We start from the raw sequence: 24,267 nt of genomic DNA, 5'->3' as shown, positions 1-24,267 counted from the left end.
CATAAGCCTCTGATCTGAATTAGGAACTGGGTGTCTAAGCCGAACCTGCCGCAGGGCAGAAGATGCCACAGGCCACCCCGCCATGACCGACGATACTGCAAACCCATTCCGATTCCCAGCAGTGCGCAGCCGGAAAGTCACAGCCGCCTTTGATGGTGGTCGGCTGACCTCGGACGGCGGCGTCCTGCTACTGGCACAGGCTGAGCGCGCGATGGGCATCTGCCGTCGGCTTGCCGCTTGCATAGCCGACCCGCGTGACCCTGGCCGGGTGATCCATGCGCTGCCCGACATCCTGCGCGCCCGGGTGTTCGCGATCGCTTGCGGATACGAGGATGCCGACGATCTCGACGCCCTTCGCGACGATCCCGGCTTCCGCCTGGCGCTGGGCAAGCTGCCGGGCTCCGGTGCCGGGCTTGCGAGCCAACCCACGATGAGCCGCTGGGAGAACGCGCCGACCACGCGCGAACTGGCGAAGTTGATGGCCGCCATGATCGATATCTACTGCGCCAGCTATCCCACTTCGCCGGCGGCGGTGACGTTGGATATCGATGACACCTGCGATGTCGTCCACGGCTATCAGCAGCTCTCGTTCTGGAACGGGCACCATGGCGAGCGCTGCTTCCTGCCGATCCACGTCTACGACACCGCCAGTGGCCGGCCGGTGGCGATGCTGCTTCGCACCGGCAAGACGCCATCTGGCGCCGAAGCTGCTGGCCACATCCGGCGTCTGGTGCGTCACATCCGCCGGCACTGGCCCGATACCCACCTCACCATCCGCGGTGACGGGCACTATGGCCGCCCCGAGGTCATGGCGTTCTGCGAGGCGTACGGCATCGATTACGTGTTCGGCCTGCCAACCAACGCTGCGCTGCGGGCCGATCCCGCCATCGTCGCCGTCGCCGATACCTGCGCGGTCAAGCGGGCCGAGGAGCAGCGTGTGATCCTGCGAAACTATGCCGAGACCCGCTACGGCGCCAAAAGCTGGAAGGGCCAGCGCCGCGTCGTCGCCCGGATCGAGGCCAGCACGCTGGGCATGGACATCCGCTATGTCGTCACTTCGCTGACCCAAGGCTCGGCCGAGCACATCTACGACACGCTCTACTGTGCCCGCGGCCAGGCCGAAAACCTGATCAAGCGGCACAAGACCCAGCTCGCCAGCGATCGCACCTCGTGCCGCTCGGCCAATGCCAACCAGATGCGCCTCATTCTGCACACCGCCGCCTACTGGCTCCTGTGGCGGATCCAGCAAGAAATCCCAAAATCTGCCGCGCTTGCCGTCGCCGAGTTCGCAACGATCCGCCTCCGGTTGCTCAAGGTCGCCGCCCGCGTCATTGAATCCGCAACGCGCATCCGCATCGCCTTCGCGTCAGCATGCCCCGATGCCGCCACGTTCAAGGCCGTCGCCACCAACCTTCGGCCTGCTCCTACATAGCCCGCGCGGCCGTGCCGCCGAACCGCAAGCCCCCCTCCATTAACCCCGAAAAGCCCATCGATCCCACCGCGGTGAAAAACACCGCCAGAGGCGCTCGTCCGGATCACATCACCGAAAACGCATCGCCACCCAACAAGCCCGGAACCTCAGTCTCATGAATAGGCCGGGCTAGGGATATTACAAAAGTGCGCAATGGTAATAATGACGCATAGACAAACGCCTTTGGATGCGGCAATGTTGCAGTGCAAAAAGGGGTCTCACTCATGCTGAACCGGATTCGCGTCGCTGGAACGATCACCCTTATGGCCGGGGCCTTGCTGGCCGCGTCGTGCTCATCCGGGGGCGGCACGAAGGCCGAGTCGCGCACCGAATTCAACATCGGCTGGTCGATCTATGCCGGCTGGATGCCCTGGCCCTATGCGCGGCAGGCGGGCATCGTGAAGAAGTGGGCCGACAAGTACGGCGTGAAGATCAACATCGTTCAGGTGAACGACTACGTCGAATCGGTGAACCAGTACACCGCCGGCAAGCTGGACGGCGTGACCGTCGCCAACATGGATGCGCTGACCATTCCCGCCGCCGGCGGCAAGGACACCACCTCGCTCATCATGGGGGATTATTCCAACGGCAACGACGGGATCGTGCTCAAGGGCGCCGACAATCTGGCCGCGATCAAGGGACGGCAGGTCTATCTCGCCGAACTGTCGGTGTCGCACTACCTGCTCGCGCGCGCCCTCAATTCCATCGGACTGCAACTGACCGACGTGAAGACGGTGAACACCTCGGACGCCGACATCGTCAGCGCCTGGGCCAGCCCGCAGGCAACCGCCGCGGTCGCCTGGAATCCGCAGCTTTCGGTAATGAAAGCGCAGCCGAACGCCAAGCTGGTATTCGATTCGTCGAAAATCCCCGGTGAAATCCTCGATCTGCTGGTGGTGGATACGGCGACGCTGAAGGCCAATCCCAATCTGGGCAAGGCGCTGACCGCGATCTGGTACGAGACGACGGCGCTGATGCTGCGGCAGGACGAACAGGGCAAGGCCGCCCGCGCGGCGATGGCCAAGCTGGCGGGGACGACGCCGGAGGTGTTCGACAGCCAGCTGGCGACCACGCACCTCTATGCCGATCCCAAGGAAGCGGTGGAGGCCACCTCCGCGCCGGCGCTGATCACCACGATGACCCGCGTGCGCGACTTCAGCTTCTCCAAGGGGCTGTTCGGCCAGGGCGCGAAGTCGGCCGACGCGGTGGGCATGGCCTTTCCCGGCGGCAAGACGCTGGGCGATCCCGCGCACGTCACGCTGCGCTTCGACGAAAGCTTCATGAAAATGGCCGCCGACGGCAAGCTTTGAGCCGGCCCGGTGCCCGTTGACCGCACGAACGAAGTAGAGGTTCCATGCGCTGGGTGAACCGCCAGATCCGGCCGGGCAATCGCGTGCTGCTAGGCGCCGCGCCGGTCGTGATCCTGATCATCGTCTATCTGTTCATGGCGGCCAGCCGCCATGCCGCCAACCCCTCGGACAAGATCCTGCCCCTGCCCGGCGGCATGGTGGAGGCCATGTCCGGGCTGCTGAGCGAGCCGGACGCGCTTTCAGGACAGATCGTGTTCTGGGCCGATACGCTGGCGAGCCTGCAACGCCTCGGGCTGGGGCTGGCCATCTCCACCGTCTCGGCGCTGCTCGTTGGACTGGTGCTGGGCGTGCTGCCACCGGTGCGCACCACGTTCGGTCCGCTGGTGACCGGCATCGCGGTGATCCCGCCGATCGCGCTGCTGCCGATCCTGTTCATCGCCTTCGGCCTGGGCGAGACCGCCAAGGTGGCGCTGATCGTGGTCGGCATCGCCCCGTTCATGATCCGCGATATCGCCGCGCACGTCGCCAGCCTGCCGCGGGAACAGATCAGCAAGGCGCAGACGCTGGGCGCAAGCAGCTGGCAACTGATGCTGCGCGTGGCGCTGCCGCAGGCGATGCCGCGCCTGATCCAGGCGGTGCGCCTTTCGCTGGGACCGGCCTGGGTGTTCCTGATCTCGGCCGAGGCGATCGCGTCCGATGTCGGGCTGGGGTACCGCATCTTCCTTGTTCGCCGCTACCTCTCGATGGACATCATCCTGCCCTACGTCGCGTGGATCGCGCTGCTGGCGATCGTGATGGACGTGGCGCTGGTGAAGATCAGCCATCGTCTCTATCCCTGGGCGCATGGAGCCGGACATTGAGCGCGCTCCTCAGCCTCCGCGACCTCTGGGTCGAATACGGCGACAAGGTCGTGCTCGAACGGGTGAACCTCGACATCGAGGCCGGCTCCTTCGTGTCGATCATCGGCCCGTCCGGCGCGGGCAAGAGCAGCCTGCTGCGCGTCGTTCTCGGGCAGGAACGGCCCACGCGCGGCTCGATCCTGCTCGATGGCGTGCCGCTGGCGCCCGAATGCGGGCCGGACCGCGGCGTGGTCTTCCAGCGCTATTCGGTGTTTCCGCACCTGTCCGCCCTGCGCAACGTGATGTTCGGGCTGGAATGCGCGGAAGCGCCCTTCACCGCGCGGCTGTTCGGCGCACGCCGCCGCGCCGCGGCCGCCGAAGCGGCGGACATGCTCGCCGCCGTTGGCCTGGGCGACAGCCTGGATCTGCTTCCGGCGGAGATGTCGGGCGGGATGCAGCAGCGGCTTGCCATCGCGCAGGCGCTGATCAAGCGCCCCCGCATCCTGCTGCTGGACGAACCGTTCGGTGCTCTCGATCCGGGCATCAGGGCGGATATGCACGCGCTCATCACGCGGCTGTGGCGGGACTACTCGCTGACCATCCTGATGGTGACGCACGATCTGCGCGAAGCCTTTGCGCTGGGCACCCGCGTCCTCACACTCGACAAGCGCCGGATCGATCCGCACGCGCCGCACCGCTTTGGCGCGACCGCCGTTTACGACCTGCGACTGAAGCCTCGTCCGGTTCCGACGAACGACGAGAGTATTACACTTGACCAAGTTAGTAATAATTGAGAGACCTGCGTCATGAGCACCGAGCCTCCTCTCGCCAACCTCGCCCGGCTCAGCATGAGCCTTCCGGCGGAACTGTTCCGCCAGCTTGACGTGATGGTGGAGGAACGCGGCCTGCCGTCGCGTTCCCAGCTGATCGCCGAACTGATTCGCCACGCCCTGGCCGAACACGAAGCCCTGACCCGTCCCGACGAGATGCTCGCCGGAACGATCACGCTGGTCTATCGGGGCGATCGCGGGCGGGTGCGGCACCAGCTTGCCCAGACGCAGGCCGATTACCTCAAGGAGGTCATCTCCTCGCAGCACGTCTTCCTGGAAGACGACCAGTCGCTCGAAGTCCTGCTCGTGCAGGGACCGGCGGTGCGGCTGAAGGCGCTGTGCGATGCGCTGCGGGGCATTCGCGGCGTCCACCAGCTCGAACTGGTCACGACCACCGCGCTGCTGCCGCCGCTGTACGAACAGGATGACGTGGAGGCCGATGGCGGCGGGCTTCGGGAACAGAAGCCCGTGCGCGGCGCGCGCAAGGGAGCCGCGGCATGAGTGGGGGACTGGCCGATCCGCTCGCCGCGCGCGACCATGCCCGCGCCATGGGCGGCACCAAGGTGGAAGCGATGCCGGTGCTTCCGCCGGTCGCCGAAGACCTCCCCGGCGATGTTCCCGCGAATGACCTGTTGTGGGAAGAAGTGGTGGCCGCCGGTGGCTATGCCACGCGCCGGCTGGCGCGTGGTACGCGCCTGCGCCTGACCGACCTGCGCGGCGATGCCTGCGCCTCGCTGATGGTCTTCAACGCCGAAATGCCCACCGAGCGGCTCAACGTCGCCGATACGGTCAAGGTCCAGTGGAACGCCTATCTGGGCGCGGGCAAGCTGCTGCTGTCGGACATGGGCCGCGTGCTGATGAGCATCATCGAGGACGACGCCGGAACGCACGATGCGTTCTGCGGCACGTCCAACGCGGCGACCAACGCCGCGCGCTATGGCGAAGGCCGCAACAGCGGCGCCTTCCCCAACGGGCGCGACCGCCTGTTGCTGGGGGCGGCGAAGCACGGCCTTGGCCGCCGCGACGTGCATCCCTGCATCAACCTGTTCAAGGGCACGCGGATCGAGGCCGACGGCGCGATCACGCCGCTGGTCGGTCCCTACGACCCCGGCCGTACCGTGCTGCTGCGGGCCGAAATGGACGTGATCGTGGTCATCGCCAACTGCCCGCACGTGCTCGATCCCCGTCCGGAATGGACCGTGACCCCGTTGCGCCTTTCGGCCTGGCGCGGCCCGGTGACGCCGGCCGATGACGCGATCCGCAATGCGACGCCGGAAGGCCTGCGCGCCTTCCTCAACGTCGAAGACTATTACCGCCGCTAGCCAAGGAATTCGCCAGCATGAGCGTGGACCCCCATACCGCCGGGCTTCCCGGCACCATCGTGCACGACGAGATCGTGCCGTCGCGCGCGCCGTGGCTGCACCATGTCGCCGCCGGGCAGACGCTGCGGATCGTCGATCTGGAAGGCAACCAGGCGGTCGATTTCCTACTCTATGCCACGGCCGACGATGCCGAACGCTACAGCGCGCAGGATACGGTGGCGGCGCAGGGTAACCTGTTCCTGCGCGCCGGAACCGTGCTGCGATCGAACGAGGGGCGGCCGATGATGGTCATCACCGGCACCTCGGTCGATTACCACGACACCATCGGCGGGGCGTGTTCGTGCGAATCCAATACCCTGCGCTATGGCCATCACACCAAGGCGCAGCACGCCTGCGTCGAGAACTTCCTTGAGGCGAACCTTCTCGAAGGGCGCAGCAAGCGCGACATCGTCTCGAACATCAACTTCTTCATGAACGTTCCCGTCGAGGCCGACGGCGCGCTCGGCATCGTCGACGGTATCTCGGCGCCGGGGCTTACGGTGGACCTGCGCGCGGAAATGGACGTGACGGTGGTCGTGTCCAACTGTCCGCAGATCAACAATCCCTGCAACGCGTTCAACCCGACGCCGGTACGGATGATCGTGGCGGCATGAGCTTCGATACCGTCCTGATCGCGAACCGGGGCGCCATCGCCACCCGGATCATCCGCACCCTGCGCCGCATGGGCCTGAAGTCGGTCGCCGTCTATTCGGAAGCCGATGTGGATTCGCTCCATGTCTCGCAAGCCGATGAAGCGGTGTGCATCGGCCCCGCGCCGGCGGCGGAGAGCTATCTCAACGTCGCCGCGATCCTGGCGGCGGCCAAGGCGACGGGCGCGGGCGCGATCCATCCCGGCTATGGCTTCCTCGCCGAAAACGCCGAGTTTGCCGAGGCTTGCGCGGCTGTCGGCATCGCCTTCATCGGCCCGAACCCCGACAACATCCGCACCTTCGGCCTCAAGCACAGCGCGCGCGCGCTGGCGCGCGAACACGGCGTGCCGCTGGCGCCGGGCACCGAACTGCTGCAGGACGAGGACGAGGCCGTCACGGCCGCGCGCGAGATCGGATACCCGGTCATGCTGAAGGCCACGGCCGGCGGCGGGGGCATCGGCATGCGCGTGTGCGAGGACGATGACGCGGTGCGGCAGGGCTTCGCCGCCGTGGCGCGGCTGGGCGAAGGCAACTTCGGCGATGCCGGCGTGTTCCTGGAAAGCTACGTCGGCCGCGCGCGCCATATCGAGGTGCAGATCTTCGGCGACGGCGCCGGCCGGATCATGGCCCTGGGCGAGCGCGACTGTTCGCTCCAGCGCCGCAACCAGAAGGTCGTGGAAGAAGCGCTGGCGCCCAACCTGCCCGCCAGCGTGCGCGCCGACCTGATCGCCGCCGCCGTCCGGCTGGGCGAGGCCGCGAACTACAAGTCGGCCGGCACGGTCGAGTTCCTCTACGATGCCGAGCGCGAACGGTTCTTCTTCCTGGAAATGAACACACGGCTGCAGGTTGAACACGGCGTGACCGAAGAGGTCATGGGCATCGACCTGGTCGAATGGATGATCCGGGGCGCTGCGGGCGATTTCGCGATGCTCGACGCGCCAGCGCCGCAGCCCAAGGGCCATGCCATCCAGGTGCGGCTCTATGCCGAAGATCCTGCGCTCGATTATCGCCCGACATCCGGCACGCTCACCGCGGTAAGTTTCCCCGGGGATATTCGCGCCGAAACATGGTGCATGGCGGGCACCACGGTCAGCGCGTGGTACGATCCGATGCTGGCCAAGCTGATCGTCCACGCCCCCACGCGGGCCGAGGCGGTCACGGCGATGCAGCAGGCGCTCAACGCCAGCCGCATCGACGGGATCGAGACCAACTTGCGCTGGCTGCGCGACGTGGTGCGCGCGGCCCCGTTCGTGGCCGGCGATGTTTCCACCCGCCTGCTCGACGGGCTGAATTTCGGTCCGCGCGGCATCCGCGTCATCAGCGGCGGCACCGCAACCACGGTGCAGGACTGGCCGGGCCGGCAAGGCCTGTGGGCCATCGGCGTGCCGCCGTCTGGCCCCATGGACGACCAGTCGTTCCGCCTGGGCAACCGCCTGCTCGGCAATCCCGAAGGCACGGCCGGGCTGGAAATGACCATCACCGGGCCGATCCTGCTGTTCAACGCCCCCGCGCGCATCTGCCTGATGGGGGCGGACTTCAAGGCCCGCCTCGATGGCGTTCCGGTCGAACGCGGCGTGGCGATCGAGATCGCGGCGGGGCAGACATTAGCGTTCGGCCGCGTCACCGGCGGCGGGCTGCGCGGCTATATCCTGATCGCCGGCGGGCTGGACGTGCCGCCCTATCTCGACAGCCGCAGCACGTTCGAGCTGGGCCAGTTCGGCGGCCATGCCGCGCGCCGGCTGCTGGCGGGCGATACGCTGCATCCGGCGGGCGCAGCCACGGGCGATGCCCTTCCCACCGCGCCGCTGCCCGATCTGGCGAAGGAATGGACGCTGCGCGTGCTCTATGGCCCGCACGGCGCGCCGGACTTCTTCACAGACGCGGACATCGACACCATCCTGGCGGCGGAATGGCAGGTCCACTACAACAGCAACCGCACCGGCGTGCGACTGGTTGGCCCCAAGCCGCAGTGGGCACGCGCGGATGGTGGCGAGGCCGGGCTGCACCCGTCGAACATCCACGACAATCCCTATGCCATCGGCGCGGTCGATTTCACCGGCGACATGCCGATCATCCTCGGGCCTGACGGCCCCTCGCTCGGTGGTTTCGTCTGCCCGTTCGTGGTGATCGCGGCGGACCGCTGGAAGATCGGGCAGCTCGCGCCGGGCGATCGCCTGTGCTTCCGCCCGGTGACGATCGACGACGCGATGAAAGCGGACGCGGCGCAGCGTACGCTCGTCGCCAGCGGCACGGTGCCGGCCCCGACCGCCGCCCGCGCCATCGTCGATCTTTCGCCGATCCTGGCCGATCTGCCGGCGAAGGGCGAGCGCCCGCGCACCGTCTATCGCCAGCAGGGCGACCGCAACATCCTGGTCGAATACGGCCCGATCGTGCTCGACATCGAACTGCGCATCCGCGTCCACGCGCTGATGGCGGAGCTGGAACGGATGGCCCTGCCCGGCGTGATCGACATCGTGCCCGGCATCCGCTCGCTCCAGTTCCATTTCGACGGCGTGCGGCTGGACCAGCGCGCGGCGCTGGCCGCGCTGATCGATGCAGAGGAGCGGCTGGGCGATCTGGAGGACTTCGCGGTGCCATCCCGCATCGTCCATCTGCCGCTGAGCTGGCGCGATCCCGCCACGATCGAGACGATCCAGAAATACATCGCCGCCGTGCGCGATGATGCGCCGTGGTGCCCGGACAACATCGAGTTCATCCGCCGCGTGAACGGCCTGCCCGATGCCGACGCGGTCGAGCAGGTGATCTTCGACGCCAGCTACCTCGTGCTGGGCTTGGGCGATGTCTATCTCGGCGCGCCGGTGGCGACGCCCGTCGATCCCCGGCACCGTCTGGTCACGACCAAGTACAACCCGGCGCGCACCTGGACCCCGCCCAACGTGGTCGGCATCGGCGGGGCCTATATGTGCATCTATGGCATGGAAGGGCCGGGCGGATACCAGCTGTTCGGCCGCACCATCCAGGTCTGGAACACGCATCGCGAGACCGACGCGTTCGAGGGCGGCAAGCCGTGGCTGCTGCGTTTCTTCGACCAGATCCGCTTCTTCAAGGTGAGCGCCGAGGAACTGGCCGACTGGCGCCGGGATTTCCCCAGCGGGCGCCGATCCATCCAGGTCGAGGAGTCGGAGTTCCGCCTGGCCGATTACCGCGCGTTCCTGCGCGACAACGCCGATACGATCGCCTCGTTCGAGGCACAGCGGCAGGCGGCCTTCGATGCCGAGCGCGCCGAATGGCAGCGCATCGGCGAGTTCGACCGGGTGACCGACCTGACCGATCGCGATGGCGGGGCCGAGCCCGCCGTCGCCATCGAGGTGCCCGATGGCGCCGATGTGATCGAGGCGCCGTTCGGCGGCGTCGTGTGGAAGCTGCTCGTTGCTCCCGGCGATACGGTGGAAGCCGGGGACACGATCGCGGTGATCGAGGCGATGAAGATGGAATGCCCGGTCGAAAGCCCCGGTGCCGGCACGGTGGCCGCGCTCTATCTGGAAGAGCGGCAATCGCTGCTGCCCGGTGCGCCGATGCTGGCGCTGAGCCCGCTGGCATGAGCGTGTCGTTCGCCCGGCGCGGCGTTGCCGCTACCGCCGCCGCCGTCAACAGCGGAGAGACCAGCGCGCTTGCCGTGATGGAAGAAACGCTGGCCCGCATCGCCGCCTACGATGCGGTGCAGCCGCAGGCCTGGATCAGCCGCGCCGATCCCGAGGCGCTGCGCGAAGCCGCGCGTGCGGTGGACGCCCGCATCGCGGCGGGCGAAACATTGCCGCTGGCGGGCGTGCCCTTCGCGGTGAAGGACAACATCGATGTCGCCGGGTTCGAGACCACGGCCGGCTGCCCCGCCTTCACCTATCGTCCCGATAGTTCGTCGGACGTGGCCGCGCGGCTGAAGGCGGCTGGCGCGCTCTGCGTCGGCAAGACCAACCTCGACCAGTTCGCCACCGGCCTCGTCGGCACGCGAACGCCCTACGGCATCCCCCGCAACGTACACAACCTCGCCTATGTCAGCGGCGGATCGAGTTCGGGCTCGGCGGTCGTCGTCGCGGCGGGGCTGGTGCCCTTCGCGCTCGGCACCGACACCGCCGGATCGGGCCGCGTGCCCGCCGCGTTCAACCATCTCATCGGATTCAAGCCCAGCAAGGGGCGCTGGAGCACGCGCGGCCTGATTCCGGCGTGCCGCACGATCGACTGCATCACCGCGTTCACCGATGACATCGCCGGTGCGGCCCTGATCGATTCCGTGGTGGCGGGCTTCGATGCCGCCGATCCCTATTCCAAGCCGCTGGCCGATCGCCCAGTGGGCCGCACGCGCATTGGCGTACCGCGCCGGGCACAGCGCCTGTGGTTCGGCGATGCCGAATCCGAATATCTCTATAATCGCGCGCTCGAGAAGCTTGGCGCGCTGGGCGAGATCGTGGAGATCGACACGGCGCCGCTGCAGGAAGCGGCGCAGCTTCTCTATGGCGGCCCCTGGGTTGCCGAACGCACCGCGGCCATCGCCGGCCTTCTCGCCAGCGATCCCGATGCGATCGACGAAACCGTGCGCAAGGTCGTCGAACCGGGGGGGGACATCGGGGCGGTCGAACTGTTCAACGGCATCTATCGCCTGGCCGCGCTCAAGCGGCAGGCAGACCAGATGTGGGACGCCATCGACGTGCTGGCTTTCCCCACCACGGGCACGACCTATCGCGTGGCGGAACTGCTGGCGGCGCCGATCGCGCTCAACAGCAACCTCGGCGCCTATACCAACTTCGTGAACCTGCTCGACATGGCCGCCGTGGCCGTGCCGGCCGGCGCGCGCGCTAATGCCACCGGCTTCGGGATCACCTTGATCGGGCCTGCCGATACCGATCAGGGTCTTTTGACGCTGGCCAACGACTACCTGGCGGCCGCCGACTTGCCGCCGCCACCGCCGCTCGATCTGGAGGGACGAATGCAGACCGTGAAACTCGCCGTCGTCGGCGCCCATCTCAAGGACATGCCGCTGCACTGGCAACTCACCTCGCGCGAGGCCACGTTCGTTGGCGCGTTCGAGACCGCGCCCACGTACCGGCTCTATGCCATCGCCGACAGTGTGCCGCCCAAGCCCGCGCTGATCCACAACGCGGATGGGGCGGCGATCGCGGTCGAGGTCTATGAACTCGATGTCGCCGCCTTCGGCAGCTTCGTGGCCGAAGTGGTGCCCCCGCTCGCGATCGGCACGGTGACGCTGGCCGACGGCAGCAGCGTTAAGGGTTTCGTGGCGGAGCCGCGCGCGATCGACGGGGCCACCGACATCACGCACCTGGGTGGCTGGCGCGCCTATATCGCGAGCCTTTAGGGTCGGGCGGACCTGGCACTTCCACTCTCCCCCCTTCAGGGGAGAGATACGCAGGCTTGGTCGTGAAACGGCCTAGCCGAAATTGAGAGGGGCAAGCGCGGTGCGCCCCCTCTCCCAACCCTCTCCCCTGAAGGCGAGAGGGCTAAAAGCCCCCTACTTCCCGATCTTGCCCGGCTTCGACCACCACGAAAGCGTGTGCACGTCGTGCGAGGTCGTCCACACACCCTTGCGCGTGTAGCGCAGCGCGCCGCTGCCCGAAGCCTTGCCCATGCGCGCGCGGATCGCCAGCGTCGCCGGGTCGATCACCACGAACACCTGGTCGGCGGTGGTGCGCAGCCACACCTTGCCGCCGCCGGTATCGATGTCGCCGTACTTGAGATTGTCGCCCACCTTGACGCGGCCGGTGACAGCGCCCGTGGCGGGATCGATCCGCGCGACGGTGCCATCGCCTTGCTCCTGCACCCACACCGCGCCTTCGCCGGCGGCGAGGAAGCCGGGTTCCTTGCCCAGCGCGGTCTTCCCGGCAACCGTGTTGGTCGCGGGATCGATGCGCTGGACGGACTGCTGCGCGCTGCTGACCGCCCACAGCGATCCCAGCCCGAACGCCAGATAGAACGTGCCCGGATCGACCGGTATGGTCGCGATCACGCTGTTGGTCGCGGGATCGACGCGCGAGACCACGCCCTTGCCGTCGCTGGCAACCCAGATCGAGCCGGCGCCCGCCACGACGTTCAGCTCGCCGAACGGATTGGCGATGCCGGTCGGGATCGTGGCGGTGATCTGCGCGGTCCGCGTGTCGATGCGCTTGAGCGCGCCTTCCTTGCAATCGGCGACCCACAGCGCGCCATCGGCCACCGCCATGGCCCCGCACGGACGCGTCATCGGCACTTCCGCGCGCTTGCCGCCACGCGCCCACTGTTCCACCCTGCCCTTGTTGGTCGCCCACACGGTATCGCCATCGACCGCGAGGAAATCCGCGAAGCCCGGCACGGTGATGACCTGTTCCTCCTGCGCCTGCGCCGCCGGCGGCTCCACGCAGAGAGCGGCAAGCGCCACCATCGCCAACCCGAGCCTGTTCATTTCGGTTCTCCTTCAAGGAAACAGCGCATGCGCTTTCGCGTTGCAGCATTGTCCGAAACAACCGTCTTGTCCACGCCGTTATTACGAGAATGTGGCTATGTAATACCTTTTTGGGCGCGCGTGCCATCGGATGCGTTGCGGGGCGCGTTAGCAAATGCGGAATATTACGCTTGACGATATAGGTAATATCGATAGCATGCCGGCATCATTCGGAAATCCATCCGCCGAGGACCACGATGGGCAAGGACTTCAAGCAGACGCTGGTCAACCTGATCCCGCCCGCGATGATCGTCGCCGTGGTGCTGTTCTGGGCCTTTATTCCCGAAGCGCTGGCCAAACATCCGGCGACCATCATCGCGGCCGGCCTTGTCATCACCGCGATTGTTCTGGGGCTGGAGTTCCTGTTCGAACGGCACGCCGGCTGGCGGCTGAACAAGCGCGAGTTCCTGACCGATACGTTTTATGTTGTCCTGGGCTACACCGCGATCTCGTGGGTTTCCAACACGCTCGCGGAAGACCCCCTGAAGGCGGTCAAGAAATCGCTGGGCATCACCACCGACTGGGCGATGCACATGCCCTTTCTCCTCCAGGTGGCGCTTGTCGTGTTCCTGATCGAGTTCGGCCAGTATTGGATGCACCGGCTGATGCACAACTGGCATCCGGCCTGGCTCACCCATGCGCCACACCACCACATCACCCAGCTGAACGCGATGAAGGGATATGTCGGCAATCCGATAGAGCTGTTCCTGATCAGCCTGAGCGTGGTGGCGCTGTTCGATCTGCCGCTGGCCGCGATCTTCTGCGCGGCGAACATCCTGGGCGTGGTTTCCACGTTCGCGCATGCCAATGTGCGGTCCGATCCGCCGCTGTTCTATTCTTTCTTCTTCACGACGATCCGCAACCACAGCCTGCATCATTCGGTGCCCTATGAGGACACCCGCTGCAATTACGCCAATTCGCTGATCCTGATCGATCGCGTGTTCGGCACCTATCGCGAAGGCGAAGCGGACATCGTGGGGCAGGACGAACGCAAGCGGCTGTCGATATGGGAACAGTTCCTGTTCCCGTTCCGCCCGGTGATCGACGCGATCAAGGCCCGGCGCAACGATCCCCCGGCTACCGCCGGCTAAGCGGTGAGCCTGCTGCGTTCGCCCGCGCCCGATCGCACCATCGCCTCGCTGCAACAAGCGCGCGCGGCGCTGCGCCGGGGCGATGTGGCGGGTTGCGCGCAACTCGCCGATGCCGCGCTGCGCGTGAATGCCGCGCTCCCCGAGGCGCATTTCCTGCTCGCCATGGCGCTGGCCGAAACCGGGCGGATCAACGCCGCGCTGCCAGCCGTGGAACGGGCGGTTTCACTGGCGCGCAGCAATGCCGAATACGCCGCGCAGCACGCCCGCCTGCTGATCCTGCTGCGGCGGGAAGCCGAAGCCCGCGCCGCCGCCGACCATGCCGCGCGCTGTCCCACCGACGATCCGCTGGTGCTGGATACGATCGGCTGCACTTATGCCCGGCTCGGCGATCACGGCGCAGCCGTGCCCTTGTTCGAACGCGCGGTGGCCGCCATGCCCGCGAACGTTACGTTCCGCTTCAACCTGGCCAGCAGCTACGGCTTCTTCGGCCGCACCGACGATGCCGAAGCGCAGTACGAGGCCATGCTGGCGCACGATCCGGGCCATGGCCGCGCGCATCTGGGCCTGGCTGGTCTGCGGCGACAGAAGGCGGAGCGGAACCACACCGCGCGGCTGGAGACGGCCATCGGCGCGCAGCCCGATCCGGTCGAACGCTTGCGCATCCACTATGCCGCAGCCAAGGAATACGAGGATCTGGGGCGGCACGAGGATGTCTTCCGCCATCTTTCCACGGCCAACGCCGCGCACCGCAAGCGGCTGGGCTTTTCGATGGAGAGCGACGAGCACAACGCCACCGCGCTGCGTGAGGCCTTTGCCGATCCCGCCTATTTCGCCGGTGAAAGCACGCTGGCCGACGCGCCGATCTTCGTGGTGGGCATGCCGCGCACCGGCACGACGCTGGTCGACCGCATCCTGGCGGCCCACCCGCAGGTGGAATCGGTTGGCGAGTTGCAGGCCATGCCGCTGGCGCTGAAACGCCTGTCGCAGAGCCCTTCGCGCATGGTGCTCGACCCCGAGACTATCGCGGGCGTGCGATCGGCACGGCCCGAAGACCTTGGCCGCGCCTATCTCGACCGCGCGCGCCAGCACGCCGGCGGCGAAGCGCCAATCTTCGTCGACAAGTTCCCGCTCAACTTCCTCTATGCCGGCCACATCGCGCGCGCGCTGCCCAACGCCCGGATCGTCTGCCTGCGCCGCCACCCGCTCGATGCGGTGTGGAGCAACTACAAGAACCTGTTCGCCACCACCTCGCCCTACTACGGCTGGTCATACGACCTCGTCGATGCGGCGCGGTACTATGCCCTGTTCGATGGCCTGGTCGCGCTGTGGCGGGATCTGTTTCCCGGCCCCGTGCTCGAACTCGGCTACGAAGCCCTGATCGCCGATCAGGAAGGCGAAACCCGGCGCCTGCTCGATCATTGCGGGCTGCCGTGGGACGATGCCTGCCTGTCGTTCCACACCGCCAGCGGCGCGGTGGCAACGCCCAGCGCGCAACAGGTGCGCCGGCCGCTGAACGCCGATTCCGTGCAGCGCTGGCGCCATTACGAAGCGCATCTCGGCCCCGCCCGCGCCTGGCTGGAGCAGGCCGGCATCGCCTGCGACTGAAGCGCCAGCCCTTGGGGCTATCGAGCGGCGAACGCGAACCAGTAGAGAAACGCGATGTTGATCGCCAGCAAGGGCAGCGCGGTGCCGATCTGGCGGCGGATCACGCCGTATTCGTCGCGCAGTTCCAGCAGCGCGGCGGGCACCAGATTGAAATTGGCCGCCATCGGGGTCATCAGCGTACCGCAGAAGCCGGCGAGCATCCCGATCGCGCTGATCGCCGCCGGATCGCCGTGATAAGTGCTAATCAGCAAGGGCATGCCGATGGCGGCGAACATCACCGGGAACGCCGCGAAAGCATTGCCCATGACCATGGTGAACAGCGCCATTCCCAGCCCGAAGGCCACCACCGCGCCGATCAGGCTGCCCTCCGGAATGCCAAGACGGACGATCCCGCCCACCGCCTCGCCCACCCCGGCCAGCGCGAACACGGCGCCCAGGCTGGCCAGCATCTGCGGCAGGATCGCGGCCCAGCCGACCTGGTCCATCAGCCGCCTGCCTTGTTGCAAGGGCAGCGCGAGAGGCGCGCGCAGCAGCGCGCCACCGGCCGCCACGGCCAGCACCACGCCCAGCCCAAGGCTGATCAGCGTCGCCTGCTTGCTTTCGATCAGCGCGGGAAACTGCTTGAACAGCAACGTACCGGCCAGCGCCGTCAACGGGATGGCCAGCGCGATCAGGAACAGGCGATTGCCATGGCGCGCCGCGCGCGCGGTCAGGGTGGTCGATGGAACTTCGCCCGCATCGCTCCGCCCCAGCCCCCGCGCGCCGATGCCCACCAGCGCCAGCACGAGCAGCCCGTTGCCGACATCGCCGAACCGATCGCCGCCCCACATGCTCGCGGCCATCAGCCCCCAGAACGCGCCGTTCCGGAACCGCCGGGGGTTCCCCGCATCGCGCAGCCCCAGCACGGCGAACGCGGCGAAGACCGCCCCGGCCAGTCCATAGACCCATTGCAGCGTGATCATGCCTCCGTTTCCCGGCCCTTCGTTCGGGCGAGGCGACGGTCCAGCAGCCATAGTCGGAAGCCGTGGACCGCGAAGGCGGCGATCGCCGTAGGGATGGCCCAGACCGAAAGCTGGAAGGGTTCGACGACGATCCCGTATTGTTCGAGCAGGCCCTTCATCAGCAGGATCGATCCGATCGCCAGGAAGATGTCCTCGCCGAAGAACAGCCCGACATTGTCGGTCGCGGCAGCCCAGGCCTTGATTTCCTCGCGCTCCGCTTCCGGCAGATCGCCCGCCTGTGCTTCGGCGGCGGCCAGCGCCGTGGGGGCCACCAGCGGCCGCACGGTCTGCGGATGGCCGGCGACGGAGGTCAGCCCGATCGCCGCCGTCGCCTGGCGCAGGAGCAGGTATCCCGCCAGCAGGCGCCCCGCCGTGGCGCCGCGCAACCCGCCGATCAGCGTCCTCGCCCGTTCCCGCAGGCCATAGGCTTCGAGCATGCCGATGACCGGCAGCACGATCCACACGACGCTGACGTAGCGCGTATCGTTGAACGCCTTGCCGAAGGCCGCGACGATCGCCACGGGGCTCAGCCCCGCCGCCAGTCCCGTCGCCAGCGCCGCCGCCACGATGACGAGCAGCGGATTGAAGCGGAGCATGAAGCCCGCGACGATGATGGCGATGCCCAGCAATACCCACATGCCCGTGGTATCCGATTGGCGGGCCGCCTATGTCAAAAACAATCCGCGCGGATCTAGGGTCAAGACCCTAGGGCACGATCTTCATGGCCCTGAGCCACAAGGCGTACTGACTGAACCAGGCATCGCTGGTGGTGCCGTTAGGCTGCGAGGCGAAGCCGTGGCCGCCGCCGCTGTAGAGGTGGAATTCCACCGATGCGCCGGATTTGCGCCAGCCATCGATCAGGCCGAGATCGTCCTTGCCGAAGAAGCGGTCGTCCATCGCCAGCGCGGCGAACAGGGGCGGCGCATGGGGCGGGACGGGGCCGGTCTTGGTCGGGCCATAAATCAGTCCCGCGAAATCGGGCATGGTATCGGGCACATCGGCCTGCATCATCGCGAGCGTCGTCATCGCGCCGGCGGAAAAGCCCAGCAGCCCCACGCGGCGGGGATCGACATGCCATTCCTTCGCCCGGGCACGCACCGTGCGCACGGCGGACTGCGCATCGGCCACGGCATAGGGCAGATCCTGCAGGATATCGATCGGTGGCCCCTTGCCCGCGAACGTGCTCGCCAGCGCATCGCGGAAGCCGTCGATGCTGTCGGGCAGAACCAGCGTGCGGTACTTGAGGATAAACACGCGCACGCCCAGCTTGCCGAGCCGTTCGGCCACGCCATAGCCTTCGTTGTCCATCGACAGGAACTCGAAGCCGCCACCCGGAACGAGAATCACCGCCGGTTGATCGCCTGCGGGCGCAGCACCCTGGGCGGGAGGGACGACGATCAGTTCCGGCCGGTTGACGTTATAGACCAGCCGCTGTCCCGGCCCCTGCTGCGCCCAGGCTTCGTGGCGGCTTTCCCCGCCCTTCGGCGATGGCAGCGTGACTGGCAGAGCGATGCCCTGGCCGTCGGCCGGAATCGCGATGGGTTGCACCTGTTGCACCCAGTCGCCCGGGGCGGCCCGCGCCACGCCGGACAGAGCCAACAGCGCCATCAGCGCCATGCAACCGCGATGGAAAATGCGCATGCGGTTCTCCCTCTCTACCTCAGGCGCTGATGGCCCGGCGCACGGCCGTTTGCCAGCCGCCGATCAGCCCGGCCCGTTCTTCCGACGCCATCCGCGGCGCGAAGCGGACGAGGCCTTCCGCGCCCGGATCGGCCGAAAGCGCATCGGGCCAGGCGCCGGACTGGTGCCCCGCCAGCAGCGCCGCCCCCAGCGCGGTGGTTTCGAGGTTGGCCGGCCGCTCCACCACGATGTCGAGAATATCGGCCAGGAACTGGCAGAACCAGTCGTTCGCCGCCATGCCGCCATCGACGCGCAGGACGGCAAGCTTGCCCGCCCCGTCCGCCTGCATCGCCGCGACCAGATCGGCCGTCTGGAAGGCAACCGATTCCAGCGCGGCGCGCGCGATATGGGCCGCGCCGGTGTCGAAGGTCATGCCGGTCAGCATCCCGCGCGCCTCGGTATGCCAGTGTGGCGCGCCCAGGCCGACGAAGGCCGGGACCATGAAGACGCCGCCGTTATCGGGCAGCCGTGCGGCCATCTCCTGCGTCTGGCGCGCCTCCACGATGATGCCCAGTTTGTCGCGCAGCCACTTGATCGCCGCTCCGGCGACGAAAATCGAGCCTTCCATCGCGTAACGCGCCTGTCCGCCGACGCGATAGGCAATGGTCGTGAGCAGCCGCGCCTGCGACCGCGCCGCCCTGTCGCCCGTGTTGAGCAGCATGAAGCCGCCCGTGCCATAGGTGATCTTGGCCTGACCCGGCGCGAAGCACGACTGGCCGACCAGCGCCGCCTGCTGATCCCCCGCCATGCCGCCGACCGCCACACGCGCGCCGAGCAGGTCGGTATGGCCGAAGTCCGAAGCGCTGTCGCAGACTTCGGGAAGGACCGCCGCCGGAATGCGGAACAGCGCCAGCAAGTCGGGGCACCAGCGCTGGCGGTGGATGTCGTAGAGCAGCGTGCGGCTGGCGTTGGTCACGTCGGTCCTGTGCGAACGCCCTTCGGTCAGGCGCCACAGCAGGAAGGTGTCGATCGTGCCGAACGCCAGTTCGCCCGCTTCGGCCGCCGCACGCGCGCCGGGCACGGTATCGAGCAGCCAGGCGAGCTTCGTCGCCGAGAAATAGGGGTCGAGCAGCAGGCCGGTGCGTTCCTGCACCAGCGGTTCATGGCCCGCATCGCGCAGCACCGCGCAGACTTCGGCGGTGCGCCGGTCCTGCCAGACGATCGCGTTGTGCAGCGGCTTGCCCGTCTTGCGGTCCCACAGCACGGTGGTTTCGCGCTGGTTGGTAACGCCGATCGCCGCGATGTCCGCCGCCGAAAGCCCGCCGCGCTCCAGTGCCAGCTTCGCGCAGGCCAGCGTGTCGCGCCAGATGTCCTCGGCATCGTGTTCGACCCAGCCGGGATGCGGGTAGTGCTGGGGGAATTCCTGCTGCGCGCTGGCAATGACGCGGCGATCCGCGTCGAACACCAGCGCCCGCGTGGACGTGGTGCCCTGATCGAGCGCGAGGATCAGCCCGGCCATTATCCTTCTCCCCCGCTGGCCACCGCCGGCGCGGCGGTCGTTTCGTGTCCCGCGCGCCTTGCCAGATAGAGCGCGAGCCGTTCCGCCGTATCAGAAGGACAGACAAGGCCCAACTTGGTTCGCCGCCACAGGATGTCCTCCGCCGTCCGCGCCCATTCGTGCGCGCAGAGATAGTCCACTTCTGCAGCGGTCAGGCCGGCGCCGAAATCCTCACCCAGGGCGTTCCAGCCCTCCGCACCGCCCAGCCATTCCTCGACGCGCGTGCCATAGGCATGGGCCACGCGCTCGGCCGTGTCGGCGGGCAGGAACGGCCAGCGCGCGCGCACGGTCTGGAGGAAGGCATCGAAGTCGCCTCCGGGCAAGTCGCCGCCCGGCAGCGGCCCCGCGCCCGTCCATGCCGGCCCCATCGCCGGCAGGAACGGGGCCAGCTTTTCCAGCGCGTGCTCCGCCAGCCGGCGATACGTCGTCAGCTTGCCGCCGAACACGCTCAGCAGCTGCGGGCCTTCCTCGCGCCCCAGCTTGAGCACATAGTCGCGCGTGATCGCCTTGGCGTCGTCTCCGCCATCGTCGTACAGCGGGCGGACGCCCGAATAGGTCGAGATGACGTCGGCCGGCGCAACCTGCCGCTCGAAGTATTCGCTGACGGTGTGGCAGAGGTACTCGGTTTCCTCGGCGCTGATCCTGGGCCGCGCGCGCTCGGCCTCGTCCACCAGCACATCCGTCGTGCCGATCAGCGTGAAGCGCTTCTGGTACGGGATGGTGAAGACGATGCGTCCGTCCGGGTTCTGCAGGATGAACGCGTGATCGCCCTTGTAGAGCGGCGGCACGATGATGTGGCTGCCCTTGACCAGCCGGATACCGCCCTCATGCGCCACGCCGCCGATGTCGTGCAGCAGGCTGCCTGCCCACGGGCCAGCGGCGTTGACGAGGGCACGCGCCTGCACGGTGGACGCGGCGCCACCGGCTTCCTCGCGCAAATCCACCTGCCACAGGCCGTCTTCCACCCGCGCCCCGGTCATGGCCACGCCCGTCCGGATCGTCGCCCCGCGCGCGGCGGCGTCCATGGCGTTGAGCACGACCATCCGCGCATCGTCCACCCATGCGTCCGAATAGGCGAAGCCGCTGGTCAGGCCGGGCTTGAGCCCATCGCTCCAGCGCGGATCGCGCAGCGAGACCCCTTCCGACTTTGGCAGGCTTTGCTTGCCGCCGATGTGATCGTAGAGCCACAACCCGATGCGGATCATCCAGCCGGGCCGGCCGCCCTTGGGTCGGGGCAGGACGAAGCGTAGCGGCCAGATGATGTGCGGAGCGATCCGCAGCAGGCGTTCGCGCTCCTGCAACGCTTCGCGCACCAGGCGGAATTCGTAGTATTCGAGATAACGCAGCCCGCCATGGATCAGCTTCGTGCTGGCCGACGAGGTGTGCGAGGCGAGATCCTCGCGCTCCACCAGCAGGACGTTCAGCCCGCGCCCTGCCGCATCGCGCGCGATGCCGGCACCGTTGATGCCGCCTCCTACGACAACGATGTCATAAACGGGCGATGCGCTTGTTTTCGTCATTTCAGGCGATCCTGTTCCCGGAAGCTGCGCGGAGCGCCTGGAGGCGTAAAGATGCGGGAATGCCGCGTCAATTGGGCACCACGGATGCAAACGTATCCGCCGGGATCGCCCCCGGGCGCATGATCGTCCAGCCGGCGAGCGCGTGGCCGGCTCGCGCGGCGGCACGCGGATCGGCGCCGCGCATCCGCTCCGCCAGATAGCCCCCGTTGAACGCATCGCCCGCGCCACTGGTATCGACCGGATCGAGCACGGCGTCGGGCGCGATGATCGTCGCATCGGGCAGCAGGCACCCCGCCTCGCCCAGCTTGACCACGGTTTCGCGGCACCCGGCGGCCTGCCAGTGCGCCGACACCGCCGGTGCGGAGCTTGCGCCCCCCATGGCCATCTCGTCGTCCAGCGTCGGCAGGCCGATATCCGCCACCGCGATCGCGCTGTCGCGCGCGGTACGCGCTTCTGCCGCATCTTTCCACAACCGGGGCCGGTAGTTCCCGTCGAACGAGACTGTGCCGTCGCGCGCACGCACCCGGCGGGCCAGCGCCAGCAGAGCCTCGCGCGCTTCGGCCGGCAGGATCGCCAGCGTAATCAGCGAAAAATGGATGAGGTCCGCTCGCTCCACCTGCTCCAGCGCCGCCGCCGCGCCGGGCAGCGCGAACATTTCGCGCGCGGCGCTGGTATCGCGCCAGTAGGCGAAACTGCGTTCGCCCCGCGCGTCGGTGCTGATCGCATAAAGACCGGTCTGGCGGGTCGGGTGCGCCAGCGCCAGCGAACAGTCCAGCCCTTCCGCCGCCCAGCGCCGCCGCAAGTCATCCGCGAAAGGATCGCTGCCCAGCGCGGTGAAATAGGCTACGTCATGCCCGGCGCGTGCCAGATGGATCGCAGTGTTCAGCGTGTCTCCGCCATAGCCCAGCGCCCAGCCCTCGCCCTGCCGCGAGAGTTCGAGCATGGCTTCGCCCACGCATACGATCCGGGCCATTCAGCGTCCTGCCTGATCTTTGGCCTGATAATAGTGCGCCAGGACGTCGAACGCCATCTTGTGCTGGCCGGTTTCCGAAATCAGACCCTTGCGGTTCCAGCCTTGCTGGAAATCCGGATTCTGGCGGCGGGGAGAGCGGAAATCCTTGAGGATCCAAGGAGACATGCCGCGCAGCGTGGGCAGTTCGTCCGCCATGGCCAGGGTCTTGCGGTAGTATTCCGCCTGGAACTCCTCGGAGAACTTCTGCCCGGCGCCGCCATCGTGAAAGCCCGCCTTGGCATCCGCGCCGAACTCGGAAAAGACCAGCGGCTTGTTGGCGGGCACATGCCAGACGCTGCCCGGCAGATCGGCCAGCCGATCGTTGGTGTACCAGCCGTTGTACGTATTGATCGCCATGACATCGAGAACATCGGCCAGCGGATCGGCCAGCGTCATCGTCGGCACCGCCGCATCCTTCGCGCGATCGACCAGCAGTGCCGCACTGACCAGCCGCGTATCGTCCAGCCGGCGCACATCGCTGACCAGCGTGCGCAGGAACACGTTGCGCGCGTCCGTTACCGGCGTTTCGTTGGCGACGCTCCAGATCGCCACCGAGGCGCGATTGCGATCGCGGAGGATATTCTCCGCCAGCATGTTGCGTGCCGTCGCCAGCGTCTGCGGGTTCGACCACGCGACCATCCAGTAGACCGGCACCTCGCTCCACACGAGCAGGCCCATTTCGTCCGCCGCACGGGTCATCACTTCGCTGTGCGGATAGTGCGCCAGCCGCACGTAATTGCCGTGCAAGCCGTTCTTGACCTCGCCCAGCAAGGCCCGCGCCGCATCGGGCGTGATCACGCGCGCCGGATTGCTGCCGATTTCCTCCTCGTGCACCGAGATACCGCGCAGGAACACCGGCTTGCCGTTGAGCAGGATGTCCGCCCCGCGCGTTTCGATGGTGCGGAAGCCCACGCGGTCGCGCCAGGTATCCTCGCCCGCCGCGATCGTCACGTCATAGAGCCGGGGCGTTTCGGGCGACCAGCGCACCAGTGCGCGTGGCGCGGTCATCGTGGCGCGCCAGTCTCCATGCGCGTCGGTCTTGCCGGCCAGCTCCAGCTTCAGTTCCCCGATACGCAGACGGATCGCGCTGTTGGCGGCCTGCGGGCCATCGAGATGCGCGCTGACCGTGATCCGGCCATCACGCGTCAGCCGCACCCACGCATCGTCCACGTAAGTGTCGGGCGTGGTGATCAGGCGGATCGGGCGCGTGACGCCGCCATAGTTCTCCCAGTCGGTCACCGGCGGAGGGACGGTGGTGGCGGTCGCCTGCGAATCCACGCCGATCGTCACCTGGTTCGCGCCATCGCGCAGCAGCTTCGTCACATCGAAGGCGAAGGGGGTGAAACCGCCCTCGTGCCGGCCCACCGGCTGGCCGTTGACATAGACCGTGGTGGTGTAGTTCGCCGCACCGAAGCGCAGGAACGTGCGCCCTTTGCGCTGCGCGGGCACATCGAACGCGCGCTGATACCAGACGAGGCCCTGATAGTGGCGCATCTCGGGCGTCTGCGCCAGCCACGAACCGGGCAGCGCGGCGGTGGGCGAATGCGCCATGTCGAATTCGTACAGCGTGCGGTTGTCCTCGGCCATGGCCTTGCGGACATCGACATCGGCATAACGCTGCTGCCCGCGCTCGGGCATCTCGCCATGGAAGCCGGCGATCCCCGCACGATAGGGATCGATCGAATAATGCCACGGGCCGGAAAGATCGGTGCCTTGGCGCATGTCGGCCGAAACGAGCAGCGGCCCGTTCTGCACGGTGCTGAGCGGCAGGACCGCGGGTGCTTCCTGCGCCATGGCCGGCACGGCGCATCCCAGCGCCGCCACGATCAATCCCGCTTTTACCCGAACCTGCCGCATGTCCTTCTCCCGCGCTTGTCGCCCGATACGTCTATTGGCGCTCCGGAAGGGTGGTGGGGGCTGAGGGACGCCCCCACCGTTGCGACCGGAGGAC

At 67.6% G+C, this 24,267-nt stretch carries 19 protein-coding genes; 11 read left to right on the top strand and 8 right to left on the bottom strand.

What is annotated here, in order from left to right:
• Positions 1-82: 82 nt before the first annotated feature.
• The 9 genes from F1640_RS23045 (at position 83) to atzF (ending at position 11,790) form a co-directional block, all read left to right on the top strand.
• Positions 83-1,432: an IS1380 family transposase gene (locus F1640_RS23045; RefSeq protein WP_194917264.1), complete on the top strand. Its 1,350-nt coding sequence runs from the start codon at positions 83-85 to the stop codon at positions 1,430-1,432.
• A gap of 263 nt (positions 1,433-1,695) precedes the next feature.
• Entirely contained in the window at positions 1,696-2,781 is a 1,086-nt protein-coding gene (locus tag F1640_RS23040; protein WP_124810404.1) for a putative urea ABC transporter substrate-binding protein, read from the top strand.
• A gap of 44 nt (positions 2,782-2,825) precedes the next feature.
• On the top strand, positions 2,826-3,641 hold the full coding sequence (locus F1640_RS23035; protein ID WP_194921937.1) for an ABC transporter permease: 816 nt from the start codon (positions 2,826-2,828) through the stop codon (positions 3,639-3,641).
• Entirely contained in the window at positions 3,638-4,414 is a 777-nt protein-coding gene (locus tag F1640_RS23030; RefSeq protein WP_124810406.1) for an ATP-binding cassette domain-containing protein, read from the top strand. The genes F1640_RS23035 and F1640_RS23030 overlap by 4 nt, the downstream gene beginning before the upstream one ends.
• Before the next feature lie 12 nt (positions 4,415-4,426).
• Entirely contained in the window at positions 4,427-4,951 is a 525-nt protein-coding gene (locus F1640_RS23025) for a CopG family ribbon-helix-helix protein (protein ID WP_223806735.1), read from the top strand.
• Positions 4,948-5,772, top strand: a complete 825-nt coding sequence (locus F1640_RS23020) for an urea amidolyase associated protein UAAP1 (RefSeq protein WP_124810407.1) — start codon at positions 4,948-4,950, stop codon at positions 5,770-5,772. Before F1640_RS23025 ends, F1640_RS23020 begins: the two co-directional genes overlap by 4 nt.
• Before the next feature lie 17 nt (positions 5,773-5,789).
• Positions 5,790-6,425 carry an urea amidolyase associated protein UAAP2 gene (locus F1640_RS23015; protein ID WP_124810408.1) on the top strand — a complete coding sequence of 212 codons (636 nt, stop codon included), beginning with the start codon at positions 5,790-5,792 and terminating at the stop codon, positions 6,423-6,425.
• A complete protein-coding gene (gene uca / locus F1640_RS23010; RefSeq protein WP_124810409.1) occupies positions 6,422-10,024 on the top strand; it encodes an urea carboxylase in 3,603 nt (1,200 codons plus the stop codon). The genes F1640_RS23015 and uca overlap by 4 nt, the downstream gene beginning before the upstream one ends.
• Positions 10,021-11,790: an allophanate hydrolase gene (gene atzF / locus F1640_RS23005; protein WP_124810410.1), complete on the top strand. Its 1,770-nt coding sequence runs from the start codon at positions 10,021-10,023 to the stop codon at positions 11,788-11,790. The genes uca and atzF overlap by 4 nt, the downstream gene beginning before the upstream one ends.
• 153 nt (positions 11,791-11,943) lie before the next feature.
• Here atzF and F1640_RS23000 read toward each other — a convergent pair whose 3' ends face one another.
• Positions 11,944-12,870: a YncE family protein gene (locus F1640_RS23000; protein WP_124810411.1), complete on the bottom strand. Its 927-nt coding sequence runs from the start codon at positions 12,868-12,870 to the stop codon at positions 11,944-11,946.
• A 236-nt stretch (positions 12,871-13,106) separates the two neighbouring features.
• Between F1640_RS23000 and F1640_RS22995 the strand changes: the two genes are divergently transcribed.
• Together F1640_RS22995 and F1640_RS22990 are read left to right on the top strand one after the other, a co-directional pair.
• A complete protein-coding gene (locus F1640_RS22995; protein ID WP_124810412.1) occupies positions 13,107-14,000 on the top strand; it encodes a sterol desaturase family protein in 894 nt (297 codons plus the stop codon).
• Positions 14,001-14,003: 3 nt separating this feature from the next.
• Entirely contained in the window at positions 14,004-15,605 is a 1,602-nt protein-coding gene (locus F1640_RS22990) for a sulfotransferase (protein ID WP_223806736.1), read from the top strand.
• 17 nt (positions 15,606-15,622) lie between these two features.
• On the opposite strand, the gene F1640_RS22985 is transcribed toward F1640_RS22990, so the two are convergent.
• The 7 genes from F1640_RS22985 to F1640_RS22955 form a co-directional block, all read right to left on the bottom strand.
• Entirely contained in the window at positions 15,623-16,567 is a 945-nt protein-coding gene (locus F1640_RS22985) for a DUF979 domain-containing protein (protein WP_124810413.1), read from the bottom strand.
• A complete protein-coding gene (locus F1640_RS22980; RefSeq protein WP_124810414.1) occupies positions 16,564-17,244 on the bottom strand; it encodes a DUF969 domain-containing protein in 681 nt (226 codons plus the stop codon). The genes F1640_RS22985 and F1640_RS22980 overlap by 4 nt, the downstream gene beginning before the upstream one ends.
• Positions 17,245-17,311: 67 nt before the next feature.
• Positions 17,312-18,247 carry an alpha/beta hydrolase gene (locus tag F1640_RS22975; RefSeq protein ID WP_194921936.1) on the bottom strand — a complete coding sequence of 312 codons (936 nt, stop codon included), beginning with the start codon at positions 18,245-18,247 and terminating at the stop codon, positions 17,312-17,314.
• 19 nt (positions 18,248-18,266) lie between these two features.
• The gene (gene glpK, locus F1640_RS22970; protein WP_124810416.1) at positions 18,267-19,745 is read right to left on the bottom strand and encodes a glycerol kinase GlpK; all 1,479 of its coding nucleotides are present in this window, start codon (positions 19,743-19,745) and stop codon (positions 18,267-18,269) included.
• The gene (gene glpD, locus F1640_RS22965; protein WP_124810417.1) at positions 19,745-21,304 is read right to left on the bottom strand and encodes a glycerol-3-phosphate dehydrogenase; all 1,560 of its coding nucleotides are present in this window, start codon (positions 21,302-21,304) and stop codon (positions 19,745-19,747) included. The genes glpK and glpD overlap by 1 nt, the downstream gene beginning before the upstream one ends.
• Before the next feature lie 67 nt (positions 21,305-21,371).
• Positions 21,372-22,277 carry a sugar kinase gene (locus F1640_RS22960; RefSeq protein WP_124810418.1) on the bottom strand — a complete coding sequence of 302 codons (906 nt, stop codon included), beginning with the start codon at positions 22,275-22,277 and terminating at the stop codon, positions 21,372-21,374.
• The gene (locus tag F1640_RS22955) at positions 22,278-24,173 is read right to left on the bottom strand and encodes a glycoside hydrolase family 2 protein (protein WP_124810419.1); all 1,896 of its coding nucleotides are present in this window, start codon (positions 24,171-24,173) and stop codon (positions 22,278-22,280) included. It abuts the gene before it with no gap.
• Positions 24,174-24,267 lie beyond the last annotated feature (94 nt).

Source organism: Novosphingobium sp. NBM11, assembly GCF_015390225.1.
GTDB lineage: Bacteria > Pseudomonadota > Alphaproteobacteria > Sphingomonadales > Sphingomonadaceae > Novosphingobium.
The sequence above is the reverse complement of the archived record's forward strand: the minus strand, read 5'-3'. Positions and strand labels throughout refer to the sequence as shown.

Coding starts and splice junctions, on each gene's coding strand:
- F1640_RS23045 (WP_194917264.1), top strand. CDS start 83: ATGACCGACGATACTGCAAACCCATTCCGATTCCCAGCAGTGCGCAGC.
- F1640_RS23040 (WP_124810404.1), top strand. CDS start 1,696: ATGCTGAACCGGATTCGCGTCGCTGGAACGATCACCCTTATGGCCGGG.
- F1640_RS23035 (WP_194921937.1), top strand. CDS start 2,826: ATGCGCTGGGTGAACCGCCAGATCCGGCCGGGCAATCGCGTGCTGCTA.
- F1640_RS23025 (WP_223806735.1), top strand. CDS start 4,427: ATGAGCACCGAGCCTCCTCTCGCCAACCTCGCCCGGCTCAGCATGAGC.
- F1640_RS23020 (WP_124810407.1), top strand. CDS start 4,948: ATGAGTGGGGGACTGGCCGATCCGCTCGCCGCGCGCGACCATGCCCGC.
- F1640_RS23015 (WP_124810408.1), top strand. CDS start 5,790: ATGAGCGTGGACCCCCATACCGCCGGGCTTCCCGGCACCATCGTGCAC.
- uca (WP_124810409.1), top strand. CDS start 6,422: ATGAGCTTCGATACCGTCCTGATCGCGAACCGGGGCGCCATCGCCACC.
- atzF (WP_124810410.1), top strand. CDS start 10,021: ATGAGCGTGTCGTTCGCCCGGCGCGGCGTTGCCGCTACCGCCGCCGCC.
- F1640_RS23000 (WP_124810411.1), bottom strand. CDS start 12,870: ATGAACAGGCTCGGGTTGGCGATGGTGGCGCTTGCCGCTCTCTGCGTG.
- F1640_RS22995 (WP_124810412.1), top strand. CDS start 13,107: ATGGGCAAGGACTTCAAGCAGACGCTGGTCAACCTGATCCCGCCCGCG.
- F1640_RS22985 (WP_124810413.1), bottom strand. CDS start 16,567: ATGATCACGCTGCAATGGGTCTATGGACTGGCCGGGGCGGTCTTCGCC.
- F1640_RS22980 (WP_124810414.1), bottom strand. CDS start 17,244: ATGTGGGTATTGCTGGGCATCGCCATCATCGTCGCGGGCTTCATGCTC.
- F1640_RS22975 (WP_194921936.1), bottom strand. CDS start 18,247: ATGCGCATTTTCCATCGCGGTTGCATGGCGCTGATGGCGCTGTTGGCT.
- glpK (WP_124810416.1), bottom strand. CDS start 19,745: ATGGCCGGGCTGATCCTCGCGCTCGATCAGGGCACCACGTCCACGCGG.
- glpD (WP_124810417.1), bottom strand. CDS start 21,304: ATGACGAAAACAAGCGCATCGCCCGTTTATGACATCGTTGTCGTAGGA.
- F1640_RS22960 (WP_124810418.1), bottom strand. CDS start 22,277: ATGGCCCGGATCGTATGCGTGGGCGAAGCCATGCTCGAACTCTCGCGG.
- F1640_RS22955 (WP_124810419.1), bottom strand. CDS start 24,173: ATGCGGCAGGTTCGGGTAAAAGCGGGATTGATCGTGGCGGCGCTGGGA.